The sequence below is a fragment of the Nesterenkonia sandarakina genome (genome assembly GCF_014138825.1).
Taxonomy (GTDB): Bacteria; Actinomycetota; Actinomycetes; order Actinomycetales; family Micrococcaceae; genus Nesterenkonia; species Nesterenkonia sandarakina.
This window is the reverse complement of the sequence record NZ_JACJIH010000001.1, coordinates 2,226,239-2,248,584: the sequence shown is the minus strand read 5'-3', so window position 1 is coordinate 2,248,584 and position 22,346 is coordinate 2,226,239. Positions and strand designations below refer to the sequence as shown.

At 65.4% G+C, this 22,346-nt stretch carries 19 protein-coding genes and 2 tRNA genes; 13 read left to right on the top strand and 8 right to left on the bottom strand.

Annotated features, from left to right (window positions below; translation table 11 throughout):
- Positions 1-79 precede the first annotated feature (79 nt).
- From HNR24_RS14395 to yidC, 5 genes are all read right to left on the bottom strand, one after another.
- On the bottom strand, positions 80-1,363 hold the full coding sequence (locus HNR24_RS14395) for a ParB/RepB/Spo0J family partition protein (protein ID WP_445668754.1): 1,284 nt from the start codon (positions 1,361-1,363) through the stop codon (positions 80-82).
- A gap of 1,386 nt (positions 1,364-2,749) precedes the next feature.
- Entirely contained in the window at positions 2,750-3,637 is an 888-nt protein-coding gene (locus tag HNR24_RS10175) for a ParA family protein (protein ID WP_058888151.1), read from the bottom strand.
- Positions 3,638-3,881: 244 nt separating this feature from the next.
- The gene (gene rsmG / locus HNR24_RS10170; protein ID WP_083504648.1) at positions 3,882-4,631 is read right to left on the bottom strand and encodes a 16S rRNA (guanine(527)-N(7))-methyltransferase RsmG; all 750 of its coding nucleotides are present in this window, start codon (positions 4,629-4,631) and stop codon (positions 3,882-3,884) included.
- A 78-nt stretch (positions 4,632-4,709) separates the two neighbouring features.
- A complete protein-coding gene (locus HNR24_RS10165) occupies positions 4,710-5,360 on the bottom strand; it encodes a Jag family protein (protein WP_083504649.1) in 651 nt (216 codons plus the stop codon).
- 5 nt (positions 5,361-5,365) lie between these two features.
- Positions 5,366-6,307, bottom strand: a complete 942-nt coding sequence (gene yidC / locus HNR24_RS10160) for a membrane protein insertase YidC (RefSeq protein ID WP_232301719.1) — start codon at positions 6,305-6,307, stop codon at positions 5,366-5,368.
- Here yidC and HNR24_RS14105 point away from each other — a divergent pair.
- Positions 6,201-6,443 (top strand): hypothetical protein, encoded by a 243-nt coding sequence (locus HNR24_RS14105; protein WP_232301725.1) that lies wholly within the window; start codon positions 6,201-6,203, stop codon positions 6,441-6,443. The two genes, yidC and HNR24_RS14105, sit on opposite strands and share 107 nt — an antisense overlap.
- Here the strand turns inward: HNR24_RS14105 and yidD are convergent.
- The 3 genes from yidD to rpmH form a co-directional block, all read right to left on the bottom strand.
- Positions 6,397-6,873, bottom strand: a complete 477-nt coding sequence (gene yidD / locus HNR24_RS10155) for a membrane protein insertion efficiency factor YidD (RefSeq protein ID WP_083504650.1) — start codon at positions 6,871-6,873, stop codon at positions 6,397-6,399. The two genes, HNR24_RS14105 and yidD, sit on opposite strands and share 47 nt — an antisense overlap.
- On the bottom strand, positions 6,870-7,313 hold the full coding sequence (gene rnpA / locus HNR24_RS10150; RefSeq protein ID WP_220477204.1) for a ribonuclease P protein component: 444 nt from the start codon (positions 7,311-7,313) through the stop codon (positions 6,870-6,872). The genes yidD and rnpA overlap by 4 nt, the downstream gene beginning before the upstream one ends.
- A gap of 134 nt (positions 7,314-7,447) precedes the next feature.
- Complete coding sequence (gene rpmH / locus HNR24_RS10145; RefSeq protein WP_083504652.1) at positions 7,448-7,585, bottom strand: 50S ribosomal protein L34; 138 nt, start codon at positions 7,583-7,585, stop codon at positions 7,448-7,450.
- A gap of 253 nt (positions 7,586-7,838) precedes the next feature.
- Here rpmH and HNR24_RS10140 point away from each other — a divergent pair, with 253 nt between their 5' ends.
- The 12 genes from HNR24_RS10140 (at position 7,839) to HNR24_RS10090 (ending at position 22,186) form a co-directional block, all read left to right on the top strand.
- Positions 7,839-8,798 (top strand): ABC transporter ATP-binding protein, encoded by a 960-nt coding sequence (locus HNR24_RS10140; RefSeq protein ID WP_182495692.1) that lies wholly within the window; start codon positions 7,839-7,841, stop codon positions 8,796-8,798.
- Positions 8,795-10,459, top strand: a complete 1,665-nt coding sequence (locus tag HNR24_RS10135; RefSeq protein WP_058887904.1) for an ABC transporter permease — start codon at positions 8,795-8,797, stop codon at positions 10,457-10,459. The genes HNR24_RS10140 and HNR24_RS10135 overlap by 4 nt, the downstream gene beginning before the upstream one ends.
- Before the next feature lie 200 nt (positions 10,460-10,659).
- A complete protein-coding gene (gene dnaA / locus HNR24_RS10130; RefSeq protein ID WP_415860001.1) occupies positions 10,660-12,237 on the top strand; it encodes a chromosomal replication initiator protein DnaA in 1,578 nt (525 codons plus the stop codon).
- Between the two features lie 689 nt (positions 12,238-12,926).
- Positions 12,927-14,054 (top strand): DNA polymerase III subunit beta, encoded by a 1,128-nt coding sequence (dnaN, locus tag HNR24_RS10125; RefSeq protein ID WP_182495691.1) that lies wholly within the window; start codon positions 12,927-12,929, stop codon positions 14,052-14,054.
- 21 nt (positions 14,055-14,075) lie between these two features.
- The gene (gene recF / locus HNR24_RS10120; RefSeq protein ID WP_182495690.1) at positions 14,076-15,416 is read left to right on the top strand and encodes a DNA replication/repair protein RecF; all 1,341 of its coding nucleotides are present in this window, start codon (positions 14,076-14,078) and stop codon (positions 15,414-15,416) included.
- On the top strand, positions 15,403-15,984 hold the full coding sequence (locus HNR24_RS10115) for a DciA family protein (protein ID WP_058887907.1): 582 nt from the start codon (positions 15,403-15,405) through the stop codon (positions 15,982-15,984). Before recF ends, HNR24_RS10115 begins: the two co-directional genes overlap by 14 nt.
- Before the next feature lie 265 nt (positions 15,985-16,249).
- Positions 16,250-18,325: a DNA topoisomerase (ATP-hydrolyzing) subunit B gene (gene gyrB / locus HNR24_RS10110; protein WP_182495689.1), complete on the top strand. Its 2,076-nt coding sequence runs from the start codon at positions 16,250-16,252 to the stop codon at positions 18,323-18,325.
- A 69-nt stretch (positions 18,326-18,394) separates the two neighbouring features.
- Positions 18,395-21,136 carry a DNA gyrase subunit A gene (gyrA, locus tag HNR24_RS10105; protein WP_182495688.1) on the top strand — a complete coding sequence of 914 codons (2,742 nt, stop codon included), beginning with the start codon at positions 18,395-18,397 and terminating at the stop codon, positions 21,134-21,136.
- 12 nt (positions 21,137-21,148) lie between these two features.
- The gene (locus tag HNR24_RS13820; protein WP_083504653.1) at positions 21,149-21,787 is read left to right on the top strand and encodes a DUF3566 domain-containing protein; all 639 of its coding nucleotides are present in this window, start codon (positions 21,149-21,151) and stop codon (positions 21,785-21,787) included.
- 94 nt (positions 21,788-21,881) lie between these two features.
- Positions 21,882-21,955: transfer RNA gene (locus tag HNR24_RS10095), tRNA-Ile, on the top strand.
- A gap of 22 nt (positions 21,956-21,977) precedes the next feature.
- Positions 21,978-22,091, top strand: coding sequence for a DLW-39 family protein (locus HNR24_RS13815; protein ID WP_218849654.1), 114 nt, complete (start codon positions 21,978-21,980; stop codon positions 22,089-22,091).
- 19 nt (positions 22,092-22,110) lie between these two features.
- Positions 22,111-22,186 (top strand) — tRNA-Ala (locus tag HNR24_RS10090).
- Positions 22,187-22,346: the final 160 nt, after the last annotated feature.

Below are 22,346 nucleotides of genomic sequence, written 5' to 3'. Positions count from 1 at the left end.
CGGAACGCAGCTGCGTTCCGGGCCCCACCTGTTTCACGTGAAACTCGATGACCCCGTCCAGGGGTGCATGGTCAGCGACTCATGGGCGCGAACCGATCATGTCCATCAGACGGTGCAGATCATCGATGGAGCCGAAGTCGATCGCGATCCGGCCCTTCTTGGCTCCGAGGGTGATCTTGACCTGCGTGTCGAGGCGGTCCGTGAGCGCATCGGAGAACTCCTCGAGCTGACGCACCCGAGGGCTCTTCGCGCGTTCCCGGCCCAGATCTCCCGTGTTCTGGTCCCGCTGGGCCAGGGTCACGGCCTCCTCGGTGGCACGCACCGACAGCCCCTCGGCCACGATCCGCCCGGCCAGCTGATCCATCTGCTCCTGAGACTTCAGCCCCAGCAGGGCCCTTGCGTGCCCAGCAGAGAGCACTCCGGCGGCCACCCGGCGCTGCACGGCCGGGGGCAGCTTCATCAGGCGCAGTGTATTGCTGATCTGCGGACGGGATCGCCCGATGCGCTCCGCAAGCTCGTCCTGGGTGCAGTTGAAATCATCAAGCAACTGCCGGTATGCAGCGGCCTCCTCCAAAGGATTGAGCTGGGATCTGTGGATATTCTCTAAAAGAGCGTCGCGGAGCAGATCATCGTCGGTGGTCATCCGCACGATGGCTGGAATCGATGTCCGCTCGGCGGTCTTGGAGGCCCGCCAGCGCCGTTCACCCATGACCAGCTCATACTGGTCCGGTCCCGCGGGTCGCACCACGATGGGCTGCAGCACGCCGATCTCTCGAATCGAGTGGATCAGCTCATCCATATGCTCCTCGTCGAACTCCTGACGAGGCTGACGTGGGTTCGGGACAATCGCATCCACTGGGATGGACCTGAACTCGGCTCCGTCCACCGAGCCGCCGGTTTCACGTGAAACGGTCTCGGTCCAGGCGGCCTCGGTGGGGTCGCTGGCCCCGAGGGAGCCCTTGGTCGCCTGATCTGTGCCGGATTCATCTTCCAGCGACAAGGCATTGCTGCCCGCAGGAGCGTGCCCCGCTGCGGTCGCACTGGATCGCGCCGCACCACGCGAGAGCACGTCTGGCATGGGAGCGCGCTGGCCACCGGGGGATCGTCTGGATGAGGTGCTTGGCCGCGCGATGGTGGCGGATTCCCGTGCGATCACCTGCCGATCCAGGTCTGACTTTGCTGAGAAGAACACATCGATCGGGCGCGGAGCTGGTGCCCGGTTTCCCCCGGTTTCACGTGAAACCTGCCGGGATCCCGCCCGCGGGTCCGCGCCATCCGTGGACTCTGGAGCCCGTGAGTAATCGTGCCGGCCCCGCCGCGCCTTCTGGGAGGTAGAGTCCCAGCTCTCTGCTGACTCGGCCACGGTCTCCGACCCCCCGTGCGCCGAACCTGCGCCCGCCGACCCTGTGCTTGCCGAACCTTCGGGCGCCGACCCTGTGCCTGCCGACAGCTGCTCTGCCCTCGCGGCCTGTGCGGACTCTGCTGCTGCCGCCTCGTCCGCCGCAGCCTGCTCGGCAGCCGCAGCTTCTTCGGCCGCATCACTGTTGATCAATGCACCCAAGCCCCGACCAAGCCCGCGACGTTTACGTTCTGCCATGCGGCAGCCTCCTAGCAGATAGAACCGGCGCCGTTCCACGTGCAGGACGGCCGCATCTATTCTACGGAGCAAAACCACGGGTTCGGGTCAGGCGAGACACGAGGGCTCAGCGTTTCACGTGGAACCTGGCACCCTACCCATGCGCGGCTTGGCGCTCAACGCGTCTTTCCATCCTTATCGCCGCGTTCTGAATACCAACCAGTCCCGCGCGATCACAGTGTCTCCGAAAGAGAAGATCTCGAGTCTGGCAGCCGTTGAGCCGACCCGCCAGGGATCTCCTACCAGGTGATCTTGGCTCTGTTCCACGTGAAACACCAAGCCATCCATCGATGAGCACCCTTCTGTCAGGAAGCGGGGCATGGGCGAGCGAAAATGCACCGCAATCGTCGACACCAAGGACGCCGATAACAAGAACGACGCCTTGTAGCGCTCGCCACCAGGACCGTAAAAGCCGGTTTCACGTGAAACCCACGCTGTTCACACGCTCCGAGGAGACAAGTGCTCGTGTCACGTGAAACTCTCCGGCAAACAGGCCGAATCGCTGAGGACGACCGAGTTCGCGGACCGGAAATCGGACTCAATTCCCTGGGACTGACCGCAAACCAGCTCGCTGTTCGTGCAGATGAGCCCATGGCCGGCATCTGATCGGTCATGCCGCCGCAGTAGAACTCCGGCCATCCTCGACCAGGTGGGCGATCCGTCAGGATCAGGCATTTACGAGCGCCATGATCCATGAATCAGCGGTATCTGTGGCCCAGACGCTTTGCTGCTTGATTGCGCCGCAAGTTCTGGATCGATCGATTCCCAACACACAGGTCCGACGTTCCACGTGAAACGCCCTCCGGACAGAGAAAGTTCGCTTAGGTGGGCTTGACGTGCAACGCAGCCACTCGAGAAGGCACAGATTGCCGCTTGAGGTTCCACGTGAAACGCGCCAGATCAGTGGGAAGCGGTCCGGCACAGCAGGTTTCACGTAAAACCCCGTCCGAGAGTGCACTGCCCGGCACTACACGGCCACGGCCGCCAGAAAGGCAGATCACTCGGGCCTGAGCTGACCTCCGCCGGTCTGTCCGCTCGCCGGAGCCACGAGAATCGCTCTGTAGGCCCAGCCGCAGCAGCGCCGACCGGTTCACTGCCGCATGAACTCCGAACTCAGGAGCGCTGAACCAGCTCCGCGGCCGCCTCGAGGTAGGCCAGCGCCCCGGTGGAGGAGCGGTCGTAGGTGATCACGGTCTGCTGATAGGAGGGCGCCTCGGAGATGCGCACGCTGCGTGGAATCACAGACTTCAACACCGAGTCGGGGAAGTGCTCCCGGACCTCTCCAGCTACCTGCGAGGCCAGATTGGTGCGACCGTCGTACATGGTCAACAGGATCGTGGAGACCTTCAGGGGTGGGTTCAGGTGCTTCTGGATCATACCGATGTTGTTCAGCAGCTGGCTCAGACCCTCCAGTGCGTAGTACTCACACTGGATAGGGATGAGCACCTCCTGGGCAGCGACGAAGGCATTGACCGTGAGAAGCCCAAGACTGGGTGGGCAGTCGATGAACACGAAATCCAGCCGCTGGAGTCCGTTCTCCTCGCGGTAGCGGTGATACTCCGCCAGCGCGCGGGCCAGTCGCTGCTCCCTGGCGACGAGGGAGACCAGTTCGATCTCCGCCCCCGCGAGGTGGATCGTCGCGGGCACCACTTGGAGTCGTGGGATGTCCGGGCAATCAGTGACCACATCGGCCAGGGCGAAATCCTCGATCAGAACGTCGTAGACGGAGTCCGTGTCCGCGGAGTGCTCAACCCCCAGTGCGGTGGACGCATTGCCCTGCGGATCGATGTCGATCACCAAGACGTTGAAGCCCTGGTCAGCCAATGCCGCAGAGAGGTTGACCGTGCTGGTGGTCTTGCCCACTCCGCCCTTCTGATTGGAGACGGTGATGGCGCGCGTATGTCTCGGTCGAGTGAGCTCGGTGGTGGTCAGCTTCTTGCGGCGACGATTCTCATCTGCGAGTTCGGCCGCGAGGGGAGAGGACGCGGTCAGGGACTCCAGGATAGACGAGCCCTCGGCAGTGCTGGCGGCGGCGTTGGCGGCCTTCGCCGCACCGCTGGTTTCACGTGAAACGCGCTTCTCCTGCACGGGCCACCCTTTCCTTGTCTTCACTGGGCCACTGCGGCGTGCCCTGCGCTTCTGCACAGAGGCACCGCGGGCACACGAGTACGAGTCTAGATCACTGAAGTCCCGGCTGGCGGCACGCATGCTCGGGAGTCAGTCTCAGCATCCCGGGTCGTCGGCCTCAGCGTCGTCCTGCTGAACGACGCCGGCACCGCACCACGGTGCTGGGTTCCTCCAGGAGACCCTCGCCGAGCAGTTCCACGGTGGGCTCGGCGAGCTTGTGCTTGCTGAAGGACTTTCCAGCGGCAGCGATCTCGCCACGAGCGCTGCGACCCTTGATCAGCAGCAGCTCGCCGTCGTCGGCCAAGAGTGGGACTGTCATGGGCAAAAGCTTCTTCAGTGCTGTCACTGCGCGGGCGGTGACCACCTCGGCCATCACCTCATCGGTGACTTCCTCGGCGCGGGCCCGGATCAGCTGCACGTTCTCGAGCTGGAGATCCTCCACCACGGTGCTCAGCCACTCCACCCGGCGCTCCATCGGCTCGATCAAGATGAAGTCCACATCGGGGCGGGCGATGGCCAGTGCGAGACCTGGCAGGCCGGCACCCGAGCCGACGTCGGCGACTGTGGTCCCTGCCGTGAGTTCGGGGCCGAGCACGGCACAGTTGAGCACATGGCGGGACCACATGATGGGCACCTCACGGGGACCCAGGAGGCCGTGCTCGATGCCCGTGGAGCACAGGTGGGAGACGTACTGCTTGGCCAGATCCAGCCGGTCGCCGAAGAGCTCCTCGGCGGCGCGCTGTTCCTTCTCGGTCAGCTCAGGGGCCGAGAGCTCAGGTCCCTGTCCGGGGAGCTCCGGCTCGTTGAGCTGGGCGTCGTTGACCTGCTCTGCGATCGCTTCCTCGCGGTCCTGCTGCGGATCGCTCATGACTTGCTCCTTGGGATGAAGGACCGAATGACTGGCTTCTCTGTGCTCGGGGGCCGTTTCTCGAGGCGTGAGCTGGGATCAGGCGGCTGAGATGACCACGTGGCGACGCCGGCCTTCGCCCTCGGACTCGCTGAGGAGTCCAGACTCGGCGACGAAGTCGTGGACGATCTTGCGCTCATAGGCGCTCATCGGCTCCAGGTGCTCGTCCTCACCGCGGTCCTTGACCTTCGCGATCGCGGTCTCCGCCTGTTCCTTGAGCTCCTCCTGGCGCTGGTCGCGGTGTCCGGCGATGTCCAGGATCAGACGGGTCCGTTCACCGGTGGCGGTGAGCACTGCCATCCGGGTCAGTTCCTGCAGCGCGTCGAGCACCTCGCCGCGGTCCCCGACGAGGTCGTCGAGCTCTTCCCCATTCTCCTCCGTGAGGATGGAGACATAGGTGCGTCCGCCACGCACTTCGATGTCGATGTCACCGTCGAGATCCACGATGTCGAGGAGCTCCTCGAGGTAGTCCGCAGCGATGTCACCCTCGTCGGTGGCGCCTTCGGTGCTCGCCTGATCAGCTTCAACGGCCTCAGCATCCTCGCTGCCGGCCTCGACGTCCTCGTGACGCACCGTGGCAGGCTCGCCTGCCTCGGAGGCGCTGTGCTGGGACTCAGACGCCGTCGGCTCCTGCGCTGCCGCCGGGTCAGAGGCCTCGGTCTCGCTCAGCTGGGTCTCGTTCTCGCTCATGGCTGCTACTTCTTCCTCTTCTTCTTCTTCGCAGGCTGGGAAGTCTGCCCCAGGTGCTTTCCGGTCGGCTTGGGCTGCTCGGCAACCGGCTTGGGCGCCTCATTGAAGGGCGCCAGTCCGCGCGCGGCACGCCGCAGGTTCAGTTCCTTCTCGGCCAGCGACCCCGGTGTCGGGTTGTTGCGGATGACCCACCACTGCTGACCCATGGTCCAGAAGTTCGTCGCCGTCCAGTACACGAGCACGCCGACCGGGAAGTTCACGCCACCGACCACGAAGACCAGGGGCAGCACGTAGAGCATCATCTTCTGGGTCTGCGCGAACTGGCCCGTCAAGGCCGCCTCGGACATGTTCTTGCTCATCAGCTGCTTCTGCGTGAAGAACTGCGTCGCTACCATCGCCACGATCATGATCGAGGTCAGGACCACCACGTCCCACCGGGTCGGATCGGCGCTGAAGGCCGGCAGGAAGATGTCCGACATTCCCACACCAAAGATCTCGGAGCCGTCGAAGCTCTGCACCTCCGCCGCTGTCAGCGCACCGTAGCCGTCGAGCTGGTTCTGCTCCTCGCGCATTCGGTTGAGCATCCAGAACAGCGCGAAGAAGATCGGCATCTGGGCCAGCAGCGGCAGGCAGGTCATGAACGGGTTCACGTTGTGCTTCTTGAACAGCGCCTGCTGCTCCTGCGCCATCTGCTGGCGCGAGACCGGGTCCTTCTTGCCCTTGTACTTGGCCTGCAGCTTCTGCACTTCGGGCTGGATGATCTGCATCCCGCGCTGGGACTTGATCTGCTTGACGAACAGCGGGATCAAGATGATGCGGATCACGAGCACGAGCAGAACAATGGAGATCACCCAGTTCCACCCGGAGTTGAAATCCATTCCCACAGCTGTCAACAGCCCGTGGAAGGTGCTCAGGATGAAGGAGACGGCCCAGGTGAAGGGCCACATGATTGTGTCGAAAAAGCCCATGTATCTCTCAGATGTCGTGGCCAGGCGTCATATGCAAGCGGCCTGCCGGCTCGGCGGCGTCGATGGCATCAGTCATCGTCGCCGAGGGGTATCGGTGGGTGGTTTGTCTCTATGATCGTCGGTACTCCACCTTGCGGCCAAATCCTTGCCGTGGGCGGGACCGGGTCTACTCCACCACCGGTGAAGGGATTGCAGCGAAGGATCCGCCACAGCGTGAGCGGGATGCCGCGCATGACCCCGTGAGTGGTCACCGCTTCCAACCCGTATGCAGAGCAGCTCGGATAGAAGCTGCATACCTGACCGTACAGCGGTGAGATGACTCTGCGGTATCCCCGCAGCAGCCAGGACAGTGCGAGCGAGGGTGAGGAGCGGAGCAGGCCCCAGTGGCCCCGCCGCAGCTCGGGCTGGGTGATCCCCGAGGCCGTGCGCCCGGGGATCTCCCCGTCTTCCACGTAGAAGTCGCGGTGTCGCACCCACTGCGTGGTCGCCGCACTCTGATGCCGGTGGCGTGCACCATGCAGGTGCGAGTCCTGACTCTGATTCATGCCCGCACCCTTCGGCGCAGCGCCTTCCGCTGGGCCCGCTGCGCCGCCGAGACCACCTCGGTGCGCAGCTGAGAGTGGTTCAGCCCGGTGATCTCTGGGGAGGCGCGGATCACGATGTCACGGCAGGCCTCTGGAACCGGGTCGAGCGCGCCCTCACGCATCATCTCCATCACGACATGTCGCAGCCGGCGCTGCACACGGTGTCGGACCACGGCATTGCCCACGGCCTTGGACACGACCAGGCCACAACGCCAGGGCTCAGGATCACTGAGACTTTCCTGCGAGCGCAGCAGCACCGAGACCACCAGCCCGGTGCCCCCGGCTCGAGAACCGTGGCGCATGGCGGCTCGGTGGTCACCTGAGGAGGTCAGACGGTGTCCCTTGGGAAGCACGGCGTGTGATCTCCCTTCGCTGGAACCGACGTGGCGCGGTGCAGGCACCGAACCTGAGTCTGTACAGGGTGCCTGGATGCACGAACGGCCCGATCCCTGATGGTTGGGACGGGCCGCGGTGTTGGCCCAGAAGCACGTGGCTCGGACCGGCTGACCAGTCGGTCAGCGTGAATCGCTGTGAATCAGGCCGAGAGTTCCTTGCGGCCCTTGGCACGGCGGGTCGAGATGATGGATCGGCCGGCACGGGTGCGCATACGGGAACGGAAACCGTGCTTGCGGCTGCGACGGCGGTTGCTCGGCTGGAAAGTCCGCTTGCTCACTGTGTACTCCCACTTGGATGGTTTGAAGTCGTTAGGGCCCCGGAAAGCTTCTGCGTGCAGGCACGGCAGTACTCTGGGGAGACCTGTCAACACTAGGGGGCTTCTGATGGCTGCGTCAAGTCGCTCCGGATCAACCCCTTCAACAGCTGTGCAGAACACTGTGTATAAAGGCGGCTGGGACCCATTGGCCGGGGGTGCGGACTGGCCTATCGTGGAGCTCCCGGCGCTGGCCGGGGTCTCGAAAGGACTGGTCATGACTGGTCACGATCCCGTGATCCAGGTGGTGGGCCTCAGGAAGCGCTTCGCTGAGGTCCGCGCGCTGGATGGGCTGTCTCTGAAGGTCAATCCGGCCGAGGTGCATGGCTTCCTGGGACCGAATGGATCGGGGAAGTCCACCACGCTGCGGGTGCTGCTGGGTCTGCTCCGCCCGGACGGCGGGACGGTCAAGGTCTTCGGCGCCGATCCGTGGCGGGACGCGGTGACCCTGCATCGCCGCCTCGCCTATGTTCCTGGGGAGGTGGAGCTCTGGCCCAACCTCTCCGGGGGTGAGGTGATCGATGTCTTCCTGCGGCTGCGCAGCCGGGACGCCCACTCCAGGGCGGTGACTCGGCGCCGCGACGAGCTGATCGAACGCTTCGGCCTGAATCCGCGGAAGAAGACCCGGACCTATTCCAAGGGCAACCGGCAGAAGGTCGCTCTCATCGCCGCTCTGGCCGCCGACGTCGACCTGTTGCTGCTCGATGAGCCGACCGCAGGCCTGGACCCGCTCATGGAGGTGGTCTTTCAACAGGACATCGCGGAGACCCAGCGCCAGGGGCGTTCGGTGCTGCTCTCGAGTCATATCCTCGCCCAGGTGGAGGCGCTCTCGGACCGGATCTCGATCATCCGTAAGGGTCGCACCGTGGAGACCGGCACGCTCGCGCAGATGCGTCACATGACACGGACCACCATCGAGGTCGAGACGCAGCAGCCCGCCGCAGCGCTGGAACGCCTCGAAGGCGTCCACGATCTGCGCCTGAAGAACACCGCCGGTTCCAGCCGGACCGTCCTGGAAGTCGACAGCGAGCATCTGGCGCAGGTCACCTCCTACCTGGCCTCGCTGGGCGTGCATTCCCTGGTGGCCCATCCCCCGACGCTGGAGCAGCTTCTGATCCGGCACTACGGTGAGATCACCGAGCCTGATCCATCTGCTCCCAGCACTTCAGCGTCATGATGAGCATCCAGACCCGTGCCGCCTCGCGAAGCCCCGAGGACGCCCGCACCAGGGCCCGCGGAAACCTGGTGGGCGTCGGCATCATGCTGCGCTTCATGCTTCGCCAAGACCGGGTGCGGCTGAGCCTCTGGGTGGTCGGCATCGGTCTGATGAGCTTCTACGTGGCAAACGCCGTTCAGGCCCTGGTCACCGATGAGGCCGAACTGGCGCAGCTGGCAGGTCTCTTCGCGGATCCGGTGGGACGCCTGATGACCGGCCCCGCCTACGGCATGGAATCACCGAGCTTCGAGCGCTTCTATGCGGCGGGCTATGTGCTCTTCATCTACATCCTCACCGCTCTGATGAGCATGTTCACGGTGATCAGACACACCCGTGCAGAGGAGGCCTCAGGCCGGGCCGAGCTGCTGCGCGCGGCTGTGCTGGGCCGGCACGCCACACTCACCGCGGCGCTGCTGCTGGCCCTGCTCGCCAACGCTGCCGCGGCTGCGCTGGTGCTCCTGGGGGCGCTCTCCGGGGGTTTCGCGCTGACCGGGTCTCTGCTGGTCGCCAGTTCAGGCGCCGCCGTCGGAGTGCTCTTCGCCGCAGCGGCTGCGCTGTGCGCTCAGCTGACCGAGACCTCGCGCTCCGCCTCGGCACTGATCGGGTCTCTGCTCGGGCTGGCCTATCTGATCCGGATGATCGGAGACATGGCCGCGGTGCAGGGAACCACCCTGTCCTGGTTCTCCCCTCTCGGCTGGTCCCAACAGACCGCACCCTACGTCGAGGACCGTTGGTGGCCGCTGCTGCCGGCTCTGGTGCTCACCGGCGCCGCGATCTCCGGGGCGTATGCGCTGAGCACCCGTCGAGACCTCGGTGCGGGACTGCTGGCTTCACGTCTTGGCAGGTCCCACGCCCACCCCCGTCTGGGGACCCCACACGGGGTGGCGCTGCACACGCTGCTCGGGGGACTGCGCGGGTGGGGGATCGCCGTGATCCTCTGCGGTGCGCTCTTCGGCGGCTACGCCCAGTCCATGGGGGACACCGCCGCTGATCTCCCAGAGGAATTCCGCAGCTTCTTCAGCGGCGAGTCCGTGATGCTGGGATACCTGGCATATATGGCGATGTTTCTGGCGCTCTTCGTGGCCGCAGCAGGGGTCGGCGGCGTCGCGCAGCTGCGCACCGAGGAGAAGCATGGACGGGCCGAGCTGCTCTTCAGCGCCTCCCTGAGCCGGGCTCAGTGGCTCAGGGCGCATCTCACGGTGATCCTCGGGGGGCTGGGCGTCACTCTGACGCTCACCGGGGTGGCCACCGGCGCCGCGGCAGCCGCTGTGCTCCAAGACGATCCGGGTCCGCGCTTCCTCGAGATCCTGCTGGCGAGTCTGCATCAGGGCCCGGCAGTCCTGGCCGTCGTGGGAATCACGCTTGCCGCCTTTGGCTGGGCGCCCCGGTTCACCGCCACGCTGGGGTGGCTGATCCTCGGCTACGCGGCGGTGATGACCAACTTCGGTCCGCTGCTTGACCTCCCGGAGGTGTTCTCCGCGTTCAACCTCTTCGGGCACCTCGCGCTCTACCCGGTGGAGCCTGTGGCATGGGGCCCGGTCCTCTGGCTCAGCGGCATCGGGGTCGGCGGCATCGTGCTTGGATTCACAGGCTGGCGACGACGCGAGATCAACAGCGTCTGACCTGCCAGGACGCGGAAGAGGCGGTTTGTTCCACAGGGCTCTCCACAGAAGCTGTGGAATACTATGGGCAGAATTTCGACGACCTACACGAGGGGAGCAGCGTGCCTGCTGAGTCCGAGATCGATGTGCCGCGCCAATGGCAGCAGGTTCTCGCAGAGCTCCGGGAGAACCACCGCATCGGGGCCCTGAACCTGACCGACGTGGGACGGGCCGTCCCGCAGGGAGAGCAGCTCCTCGGTGACACCCTGCTGCTGACCGTCGCGGTGCCCCATGAACGGGTGCGGGAACTGATGCAGTCGACTCTGACAGTGCCGCTCAGCGAGGCGCTGCGCACCGTGTTCGGCCGGGAGGTGCTCTGCGCCTACGTGATCGACCCCGAGATGTCCCAGCGTCAGCGCGAGCACCCGCCCGAGAGCGCCGCGAGCTCGGCACCTTCAGCGGCCTCGGCCTCCTCCACGGCGGTGGACGACCTCTACCCCAGCGAGCCCCCCGTCGAAGCGCCCCGTCGGACAGCGGAGGTGAACACCGCGAGCTATGACCGTGCCGAGCGCGCCCCGGAGCGCCGCGGAATCGGAGCCGATCGGGCTCGTGAGGATTTCGGGCAGCCAAGCTACATGCCCCCTGACTACTCACACTACGAACGCGGCGCCGCGACCCCCCAGGAGCAGCGTCCGATGGAACGCCGCGCCCCGAATCGTTCGGTCCCCGCTGAGTCCTTCACCGCCAGCGGCGGTGGCGAGTCCTATGAGACCTCCCGGTTGAACCCGCGCTACACCTTCGACACCTTCGTCATCGGCTCCTCCAACAGGTTCGCCCACGCGGCCGCCAACGCCGTGGCCGAGGCCCCCGCGAAGGCCTATAACCCGCTGTTCATCTATGGGGACTCCGGGCTGGGCAAGACTCACCTGCTGCACGCCATCGGGCACTACGCCCAGCGGCTCTATTCCGGCATTCGCGTGCGCTATGTGAACTCTGAGGAGTTCACCAACGACTTCATCAACTCAATCCGCGACGACGAGGGTGCCAGCTTCAAGCACCTCTACCGCAACGTCGACGTCCTGCTGCTCGATGACATCCAGTTCCTGGCCGATAAGGAACGGACGGTCGAGGAGTTCTTCCATACCTTCAACACCCTCTATAACAACAACAAGCAGGTCGTGATCACCTCTGACCTGCCCCCGAAGCAGCTCTCCGGCTTCGAGGAACGCCTGCGCTCCCGGTTCGAATGGGGACTGATCACCGATATCCAGCCCCCCGAGCTGGAGACCCGGATCGCGATCCTGCGCAAGAAGGCCACCGCGGAGAACTTCTCCTGCCCCGACGACGTCCTGGAATACATCGGTTCCAAGATCTCCACCAACATCCGCGAACTCGAGGGTGCGCTGATCCGAGTCACCGCCTACGCCGCGCTGAACAAGCAGGCCGTGGACCTCGCCCTGGCGGAGCAAGTGATGCGCGATCTGATCTCCGATGACCACGCCCAGGAGATCACCTCGGAGCAGATCATCAACGCCACGGCCGATTACTACAGCTTCACCGTGGAGGAGCTGACCTCGAAGTCGCGCAATCGCACCCTGGTCACCGCGCGTCAGATCGCGATGTATCTGCTGCGCGAGCTCACCGAGATGTCCCTGCCGAAGATCGGTCAGGCCCTGGGCGGACGCGACCACACCACCGTGATGTACGCGGAACGCAAGATCCGGGAACTCATGGCGGAGCGTCGAGCCGTCTTCAATCAGGTCACCGAACTGACCAACAAGATCAAACAGCAGCGCTGAACCGATAGAGCCGACCGGGGCAAGTCAAGTCCGTCGCTGACACCTGTGGATAACTCTTTGCTCCACAACTCACACGGATGTCATTTCCTGGGGCTCGTGGCATCCGGGCTAGTTGACACCGAGGATATCCACAGCTTTTCCCACATATCCACAAGCTGCGGTGGAGTTTTCCCGATTCTTGTTAACAGCTGTGGAGAAAACCGTGCAGCTCGCGGTGTAGAAACTCGGACTTCTGTGGATAACTCCATGTGGCCTGGGGAATCGGGTTCAACAGGCCGGAATGGTCTCCACTGCCGCTGCACAACCAAAACGGAGCCGCTCCACGTCCTGGTGCACAACCGGATACGCCCCGGTACCGGGATGCAATGGGTTATCCACAGATTCCACAGCACCTGTTAACACTTCTGACCCTTAACCCTTTGATCTACAAAGAACACTCACCGCGGCCTCTGAAACACCCCAGACCGAGCACCAGCAGAACACTCGGCTCGTTGATCAGGGACAGTGCTGCGGCGCTATGGATCCCAGATCTTGTGGCACATGCTCACCGCAGCGGCTCATATGGTGGTGGCCGAGCTAGTTGCTGGCTTCTGGCGCGCTCTTGCAGGTAAGCTCAACACTCGACACAGCCACCAGATGCTTGACATTCCCCGCAGGACTGTCGAAGAACCACAGAAGGGCAGGGATCAGTGGAGTTCACTGTTGAGCGGGACGTTCTTTCCGAAGCGGTCTCCTGGGCCGCCCGTTCGCTGTCTCCCCGACCCCCGGCACCAGTGCTGGCCGGACTGCACATCACTGCTGCGGACCAGACGGTCACGATCTCCAGCTTCGATCATGAGATCTCCGCGCAGCTGCACATCGAGGCCCAGGTCCAGCAGGAAGGGACCATCCTGCTCTCCGGCAGGCTGCTCAACGACATCGTGAAGTCTCTTCCCAACGCCCCGGTGACCGTGCATCTGCAGGACTCCCGGGTCCAGCTGACCTGCCGGTCCTCGAAGTTCACGCTCTCCACCATGCCGGTGGACGAATACCCGGAGCTTCCAGGGATGCCTGAACTGGCAGGCACCGTTGACGGTGCCGCGTTCGCCCGGGCGGTCTCCCAGGTGATCACGGCGGCATCGAAGGACGACACCCTGCCCATCCTCACCGGCGTTAAGGTCGAGATCGAGGGTGACACCATCACGTTCCTGGCCACGGACCGGTACCGACTCGCCATGCGTGAGATCCACTGGTCGCCTGCTGAACCGGACATCTCCACCTCGGTGCTGATCAAGGCCAAGACGCTCAACGACGTCGCGAAATCTCTGGCCGGAGCCGGGGCCCTGCAGATAGCGCTCTCAGAGAGCACGGAGCTGGTCGGGTTCTCCTCCGGAGGGCGCCGCACCACGTCAGTCCTGGTGGACGGGGACTACCCCAAGATCCGTCAGCTCTTCCCCGAAGAAACCCCGATCCACGCGGTGGTCAACACCGCAGAGTTCATCGAAGCCGCTCGCCGGGTCTCCCTGGTCTCAGAACGCAATGGACATGTGCGGCTGCAGTTCACCCAGGACAACGAGGTCATCCTCGACGCCGGGGTGGACGACGCCGCCTCAGCTTCGGAGGTCATCCCCGCCACCCTCACCGGAGAAGCAATCACCGTCGGGTTCAACCCGGCCTACCTCAACGAGGGGCTCAACGTCATCGACACCGAGTTCCTGCGCTTCTCCTTCGTCTCCGCACCGAAACCAGCGATGATCACCGGGCAGGCCGAGGCTGAGGGTGAGAAGTCCATCGACTTCCGGTACCTGCTGATGCCGGTGCGCCTGATCAACTCCTAGCCGCTCACCGCCCAGGAGACCATGCGGATCTCGCAGCTGACCCTCACAGACTTTCGCAGCTACGCCCAGGCCGAGCTGCAGCTGCATCCTGGCCCCAATGTGCTGCTGGGGTTCAACGGGGTGGGCAAGACCAACATCGCAGAGGCCATCGGGTATCTCTCGACACTGAGCTCCCACCGAGTGAGCCAGGACGGCCCCCTGGTCCGTCACACAGCGAAGCAGGCGTTCATCCGGGCCGAAGCACATCGGGGGACCCGCCAGGCGCGCCTTGAGGTCGAGATCAATCCCGGGCGCAGCAATCGGGCCCGGATCAATCGTGGAAACCCGGTGCGCGCCACCGATGTGCTGGGCATCCTGCGGACGGTGCTCTTCGCCCCGGAGGATCTGGAGCTGATCAAGGGCTCCCCCGGGGTCCGACGTCGGCTTCTGGATGACCTCGCGGTGCAGCTGCGGCCGGCCCTGGGACGCGTTCGTCTTGATTACGAGAAGGTGCTCAAACAGCGCAACGCCCTGCTCAAGTCGATCCGACACCAGGGGTTCACCGCCACACACGAGTCCACCCTCGAAGTCTGGGATCACCAGCTGGCAGAGGCCGGGGCGCACCTGCTCCACGCGCGGCTGAAGATGCTCAGCGCGCTGCGCCCGCATGTGGCCACCGCCTACCAACAGCTCTCCGGCAGCGTGCGCACCGCCCGGCTGCAATATCTGAGCTCGCTGGACGCCCCGGAGGACCCCGGAAGTCTCTCTGCCGACAGTCTCGACTTGAGCAGTCTGGAACCAGGCAGCCTCGAACCCGGCGCCCTGGCGGCTGGCGGTCTGGCGCCCGAGGGTCTGGACTCCGGGGCGCCCGTGCCGGAGAGTCAGGAAGAGAACGTGGACCCCGCAGCACAGCCCGGGTCGCTCGACGTCTCCGCGCTGGAATCATGCTCCCGCGAGGAACTCACAGCCCTGATGCTGCAGCGTCTGAACCAGGCCCGCCGAGAAGAGCGCGAGCGTGGCATCACCCTGGTGGGGCCGCACCGCGATGACCTCTCCCTCTCCCTGGATGAGGTTCCGGTCAAGGGCTTCGCCTCGCATGGGGAGACCTGGTCCTTCGCACTGTCGCTGCGCCTGGCGGCCTACCGGGTGATGGTCGATGACGATCCTGAGGAAGGGGCCCGTCCGGTCCTGATCCTCGATGACGTGTTCGCCGAGCTCGACGCCAGGCGTCGTCGTCGACTTGCAGAGCTCGCCGCCGAGGCGGAGCAGCTCATCGTCACCGCCGCTGTGGACGACGACGTCCCCGAGAGTCTGCTGGGCAACGCCCTGCGGGTGGAATCGGTGGACCAGATCAGCCAGGTGACCCTCCATGAGCCCGGCTGAGAATCCCGCCGAGAATTCCGCTGGCCACCCGAGTCAGGACCATGAGGATGCCGCCAAGATCCTTCTGGCGAGGATGCGCGCGGCAGCTCGTGGACGGGGAGAACATCGGATGCGTGGGGTTCCGCGCGGCTCCTCACTGGCTGGTGACCCGCGCAGCGCAGCCGGGCAGTCGGCCTCGCGCGCCACAGGTGCCGGGGACTCCGCCACGGAGCGTCGAGACCCCAATCTGCTGGGCGGGGTGGTCGGAGGGCTGATCAAGACCCGCGGATGGAGCTCCCCGGTGGCGGTGGGCTCGGTCGTCGCGCGCTGGGAGCAGCTGGTGGGGTCCGCGATCGCCGAGCACTGCACCCCGGAGAAGTTCGAGAACGGCGTGGTGGAGGTGCTCTGCGACTCGACCGCCTGGGCCACGAACCTCAAGCTCATGCAGCCCCAGCTGATGGACGTCTTCAACCGGGAGCTGGGCCCCGGAATCGTCACCGGACTGGCGATCCGCGGTCCCGCGGCGCCGAGCTGGAAGAAGGGCCGCTACTCGGTGCGCGGCCGGGGCCCCCGCGACACCTACGGCTGACACGCCAGGCTGCGATATGCCGCACTCGGGCCCTCACAGTGGAACCCATCCTCACCCGGGCATCCCCGAGCAGGTCCCAGGGCCGTTCATCGGCCGCTGATCATGTCTTCTGTGCGCTGACAGTGCCCGAAGAATGCGGATTCTGCTGCCTCGGCGCGGTAGACTGGACCGACGGCCCGAGAGTACCCACCCCTCGGGCTGGTCTGTGTCATGACAAGGTCAGCAACCTCGACCTTCCCGGCAACTCAAGGAGACGGCATAGCCCGTGACCTCGGCTAACGAGAACAAGCAGCATCAGGGCAACTACGGCGCCTCGGACATCACCGTCCTGGAGGGCCTGGAAGCGGTCCGGAAGCGCCCCGGCATGTACATCGGCTCCACCGGTGAGCGCGGTCTGCACCACCTGGTCTACGAGGTGGTCGACAACTCGGTGGATGAGGCGCTGGCAGGGTACTGCTCGCACATCCAGGTCACGATGCAGGAGGACGGCGGCGTCCGGGTCGAGGACGACGGACGCGGCATCCCGGTGGACATGCACCCCACCGAGGGCAAGCCCACCGTGGAGGTGGTGATGACCGTGCTGCACGCCGGCGGCAAGTTCGGCGGCAGCGGCTACGCCGTCTCGGGCGGTCTGCACGGGGTCGGGATCTCCGTGGTCAACGCGCTCTCCCGCAAGGTCCGCACCACGGTGCGCCGGCAGGGTCATGAGTGGAGCATCGGTTTCGGCAACGGCGGCGAGACCACCCAGCCGCTGACCCAGGGCGCGGAGACCCAGACCACCGGCACCACGATGGTCTTCTACCCGGACCCGGAGATCTTCGAGAGCATCGAGTTCGACTTCGAGACGCTGCGCGCCAGATTCCAGCAGATGGCCTTCCTGAACAAGGGGCTGCGCATCACCCTGCGCGACGAGCGCAAGATCCCCGGCAACGAGGTGGTCCACGATGAGGTGCTCGAGGAGCACCATGAGGAAGCCGCGGAGCTGGAGCCCACCGAGGCCGGCGGCGGACACGACGGGATCATCGAGACGCCCAAGGGCCGGGTGGTGGTCTACCAGTACGACGCCGGGCTGCTGGACTACGTCAACCACCTCAACGCGACCAAACGGGCCGAGGTGGTCCACGACGATGTGATCGCCTTCGACGCCGAGGACGCCGATCGGGGCATGGCCGCCGAGCTGGCGATGCAGTGGACGCTCTCCTACTCGGAATCGGTGCACACCTACGCGAACACGATCAACACCCACGAGGGCGGCACCCACGAAGAGGGCTTCCGCGCCGCGATGACCACGCTGATCAACCGGTACTCCCGGGAGAAGCAGATCCTGCGCGAGAAGGATGACAACCTCACCGGCGAGGACATCCGTGAGGGACTCACCGCGGTGATCTCCGTGAAGCTTCGCGAGCCGCAGTTCGAGGGCCAGACCAAGACCAAGCTGGGCAACACCGAGGCCCGGGGCTTCGTGCAGAAGGTCGTCAACGAGTATCTCGGAGACTGGCTGGAGCGCAATCCCGGCCCGGCCCGCGACATCGTGCGCAAGGCGCAGTCTGCGGCGCATGCCCGGGTGGCTGCCCGCAAGGCGCGCGAGAACGCCCGCCGGAAGTCCCCGCTGGAGACGATGGGCATGCCCGGCAAGCTCGCCGACTGCTCCTCCAAGGACCCGTCCGAGTCCGAGATCTACCTGGTGGAGGGCGATTCCGCCGGGGGCTCCGCCAAGCGAGGCCGCGACCCGCGCACCCAGGCGATCCTGCCGCTGCGCGGGAAGATCCTCAACGTGGAGCGGGCACGTCTTGACCGGGCGCTGGGCAACCAGGAGGTCCAGTCGATGATCACCGCCTTCGGCACCGGCATCGGGGAAGACTTCGACCAGGCCAAGCTGCGCTATCACAAGATCGTGCTCATGGCCGACGCCGACGTGGACGGCCAGCACATCACCACGCTGATGCTCACCCTGCTCTTCCGCTATATGCGTCCGCTGATCGAGCACGGAAACGTCTTCCTGGCCCAGCCGCCGCTGTACAAGATCAAGTGGCAGACCGGGCCGCAGGACTACGTCTACACCGACGCCGAACGCGATGTGGCGCTGCGTGAGGGCCGGGCCGCCGGGCGCAAGCTGCCCAAGGAGCTGGGCATCCAGCGGTATAAGGGCCTCGGCGAGATGGACTACTCGGAGCTGTGGGAGACCACCATGGACCCCCAGCACCGCACGCTGCTCCAGGTCTCCATGGAAGACGCCGCGGCCGCCGATGAGGTGTTCTCCATCCTCATGGGTGAGGACGTCGAATCCCGCCGCGGGTTCATCCAGCAGAACGCCAAGGACGTCCGCTTCCTCGACATCTGACCCGCTGCCAGCCCCTCACGGCGCAGCCGCGAGACGATGCCGATTTCCGCATAAGGGAGAACACCACACGTGAGCGATAACACCGAAGAACCGCAGGACCCGCAGGGCGGCTCCGCCGAGGCCGTGGAGGGCGTCGTCGTCGACGGACCGGCGACCACGGACCGGATCCGCCAGATCGACCTGCAGACCGAGATGAAGCGGTCCTACCTGGACTACGCGATGGCAGTGATCGTGGGCCGCGCGCTGCCCGATGTGCGCGACGGGCTCAAGCCGGTGCACCGCCGGGTGCTCTACGCGATGTACGACGGCGGCTACCGCCCGGACCGCTCGTTCAACAAGTGCGCCCGCGTGGTCGGTGACGTGATGGGCAACTATCACCCGCACGGCGACTCGGCGATCTACGACGCCCTGTCCCGGCTGATCCAGGACTGGGTGATGCGCTACCCGCTGGCCACCGGCCAGGGCAACTTCGGCAACCCCGGCGACGACGGCCCGGCGGCCCCGCGTTATACCGAGACCAAGATGGCCCAGCTGGCCATGGAGATGGTCCGGGACATCAACGAGAACACCGTCGACTTCCAGGACAACTACGACGGCAAGCAACAGGAGCCTGTGGTGCTGCCCTCGCGGTTCCCGAACCTGTTGGTCAACGGGTCCTCCGGGATCGCGGTGGGCATGGCCACCAACATCCCGCCGCATAACCTGCGCGAGGTCGCCGACGGCGTGAAGTGGTACCTGCAGAACCCGCAGGCCTCCCGTGAAGAGCTGCTCGAGGCGCTGCTGCAGCGGATCAAGGGCCCAGACTTCCCCACCGGTGCGCAGATCCTGGGCACTCGCGGGATCGAGGAGGCCTACCGCACCGGTCGCGGTTCGATCACGATGCGCGCGGTGGTCAGCGTGGAGGAGCTGCAGGGACGCACCTGCCTGGTGGTCACCGAGCTGCCGTACCACGCGAACCCGGACAACCTGGCCCGGAAGATCGCGCTGCTGGTCAAGGACGGCAAGGTCTCCGGGATCGCGGATCTGCGCGATGAGTCCTCCGGCCGCACCGGTCAGCGACTGGTCGTCGTGCTCAAGCGCGACGCCGTGGCCAAGGTGGTGCTGAACAACCTCTATAAGCACACCCAGCTCCAGGAGAACTTCTCCGCGAACATGCTGGCCCTGGTCGACGGCGTGCCGCGGACCCTGAGCCTGGACGCGTTCGTCCACCACTGGGTCACCCACCAGATCGACGTGATCGTCCGGCGCACCCAGTTCCGACTGGACAAGGCCCAGCGCGAGGCCCACATCAAGATCGGTCTGCTCAAGGCCCTGGATGACCTGGACCGGGTGATCGCCACGATCCGGGCTTCCTCCACGGTCGATGAGGCGCGGCAGAACCTGAAGTCGCTGCTGGAGATCGATGACGACCAGGCTCAGGCCATCCTGGACATGCAGCTGCGCAAGCTGGCCGCCCTGGAGCGCCAGCGCCTGCAGGACGAGTACGACGAGCTGATGAAGATGATCGAGGACTTCCAGGACATCCTGGCCTCAGAGGACCGTCAGCGCCGCATCATCGGTTCCGAGCTGGACACCATCGTGGACAAGCACGGCGATGACCGGCGAACCCACATCCAGCTCGGCTACGACGGGGACATGTCCATGGAGGACCTGATCCCCCAGGAGGACGTGGTCGTCTCGATCACCCGCGACGGCTACGTGAAGCGGACCAAGATCGACAACTACCGCGCCCAGCACCGGGGCGGCCGCGGGGTCCGGGGTGCCCAGCTGCGCACCGACGACATCGTCGAGCACTTCTTCGTGACCACCACGCACCACTGGATCCTGTTCTTCACCAACTTGGGCCGGGTCTACCGGACCAAGTGCTACGACCTGATCGAGTCCGGTCGGGACTCCAAGGGCCAGCACGTGGCGAACATCGTGGCCTTCCAGCCGGATGAGCACATCGCCGGGGTGCTGCCGCTGCGCACCTACGAGGACGCCCCCTACCTGGTGCTCGCCACCAAGCGCGGCCTGGTGAAGAAGACCGTGCTCAGCGACTATGACACCCCACGCCAGGCCGGAGTGATCGCGATCAACCTGCGCGAGGACGACGAGCTGGTCTCCTCGAAGCTGATCTCGGCCACCGACGACCTGATGCTGGTCTCCCGCAAGGGTCAGTCGCTGCGCTTCACCGCCACCGATGAGGCGCTGCGCCCCATGGGTCGCGCCACCTCGGGAGTCACCGGGATGAAGTTCCGCGAGGATGATGAGCTCCTGGCCGCCGATGTGGTCACCGAGGACTCCTTCGTCTTCGTGGTCACCGAGGCCGGCTACGCCAAGCGTTCCGATGTCAGCGAATACCGGGTCCAGGGCCGCGGCGGCCTGGGCATCAAGGTGGGCAAGCTGGTGGAGGATCGCGGCGATCTGGTCGGGGCCATGGTGGTCGAGGGCGACGACGAGGTGCTGGTGGTCATGGAATCCGGCAACGTGGTCCGCTCTCCCGTGGCAGGGGTGCCCTCCAAGGGACGCGACACCATGGGCGTGATCTTCGCCAAGCCGCGGAAGAAGGACCGGATCCTGAAGGTGGCGCGGAACTCCGGGGTGACCCTTGCCGCCACGGGAGAGGACGCCGCCTCAGAAGAGGCTCCCGGGCAGGAGCACCCAGCGGACCCCGAGGCGCAGATCGAAGGGACACCCGAGGCCGGCCCCGGCCACGCTGAGCCGTCCCGGGCAGCCGATGCAGTAGCGTTGGACCCTGACGAAGCGGACCGGGACGAAGCGGACCGGGACGAAACGGACCGGGATGAAGCGGATCAAGATGATGCCTGATGGAGGACTTCAGTGAGCGCAAGCAACGGCGCAGGTAATTCAGGGAGCCAGGCGGGCTCCTCCGCGGCGCGTTCGGCGAACCGGTTCCCCGCGCCTCGGCCGCGCGCCCAGGCCGTCGGCGGAGCCACCACCTCCACCCGGCCCGGTTCTGACCAGTCAGGGACACCTCGGCCGCGACCGACTGCCGGAGCCCGCCCCAGCGGGCAGGGCAGCCGTCCCGCGCAGGGTCAGCGGCCCAGCCGCCCCCAGCCCGGCCTGGTGCGCCCGACGCCGAAGGCGAAGGTCCGCAAGGCACGCCTGCTGATCTCCAAGGTGGATCCCTGGTCGGTGCTGAAGATGAGCTTCCTGCTCTCCGTGGCGCTGGGCATCATGACAGTGGTCGCAGCGGTCACACTGTGGACCGTCATGGATGTCTCCGGGATCTTCAACAGGGTCAATGAGCTGCTCGGCCAGATTCTGGGCACCGAGGGCGGCGGAGGGTCCTTCCGTGTGGAGGAGCTCGTCACGATCGCCCAGGTGGCGGCGTTCGCCACGATCATCGCGGTGGTCAACGTGGTGCTGCTCACGGTGCTCTCGATGCTCGCCGCGGTGCTCTACAACCTCTCCGCCTCCCTGGTGGGCGGGGTCGGGGTGACGCTCACCGACGACTGAGCGGCCCAGATCCCAGGATTTGGACCCGTCGCCGGGAACAGGGTAATGTGTAGTGGTCGCCCTCGCGGGGGTGACGCACCTGAAACAGGTGTCCGGGCGTATAGCTCAGGCGGTTAGAGCGCATCGCTGATAACGATGAGGTCGGAGGTTCAAGTCCTCCTACGCCCACCCGGACTCCAAGGAGGGAAACATGAAACGCATCGTCTTTGTGGCTCTCTCTGTGGCGGGGATCCTCGGCTATCGCCAGTGGCGCAGGTCCGAGGACACCCGGCAGGTCTGGTCTCAGGCGACAGATTCGCTCTGATAATCTGAGAAGCACCTTCGGGGGCATGGCGCAATTGGTAGCGCACCTGCTTTGCAAGCAGGGGGTTAGGGGTTCGAGTCCCCTTGCCTCCACCAGAAGGTCGTTGTTCAAACCAACGACATCACCGGTTTGAGTTCCAGATTCCGCCGTCCGTCCCTGTTGGCGGACGGCGAGGGTCTGGACGTCGCGGTCGAGGAACACGTTGAACGGGACGCCGGGTTCGCCGTGGATGGCGTCGTCATCAGTGACGATGAG

Coding starts and splice junctions, on each gene's coding strand:
- HNR24_RS10115 (WP_058887907.1), top strand. CDS start 15,403: ATGAGCCCGGCTGAGAATCCCGCCGAGAATTCCGCTGGCCACCCGAGT.
- HNR24_RS10135 (WP_058887904.1), top strand. CDS start 8,795: ATGATGAGCATCCAGACCCGTGCCGCCTCGCGAAGCCCCGAGGACGCC.
- recF (WP_182495690.1), top strand. CDS start 14,076: ATGCGGATCTCGCAGCTGACCCTCACAGACTTTCGCAGCTACGCCCAG.
- yidC (WP_232301719.1), bottom strand. CDS start 6,307: ATGTGGCCCTTCACCTGGGCCGTCTCCTTCATCCTGAGCACCTTCCAC.
- HNR24_RS13815 (WP_218849654.1), top strand. CDS start 21,978: ATGAAACGCATCGTCTTTGTGGCTCTCTCTGTGGCGGGGATCCTCGGC.
- HNR24_RS14105 (WP_232301725.1), top strand. CDS start 6,201: ATGGAGATCACCCAGTTCCACCCGGAGTTGAAATCCATTCCCACAGCT.
- HNR24_RS10165 (WP_083504649.1), bottom strand. CDS start 5,360: ATGAGCGAGAACGAGACCCAGCTGAGCGAGACCGAGGCCTCTGACCCG.
- rsmG (WP_083504648.1), bottom strand. CDS start 4,631: ATGAGCGATCCGCAGCAGGACCGCGAGGAAGCGATCGCAGAGCAGGTC.
- HNR24_RS10140 (WP_182495692.1), top strand. CDS start 7,839: ATGACTGGTCACGATCCCGTGATCCAGGTGGTGGGCCTCAGGAAGCGC.
- yidD (WP_083504650.1), bottom strand. CDS start 6,873: ATGAATCAGAGTCAGGACTCGCACCTGCATGGTGCACGCCACCGGCAT.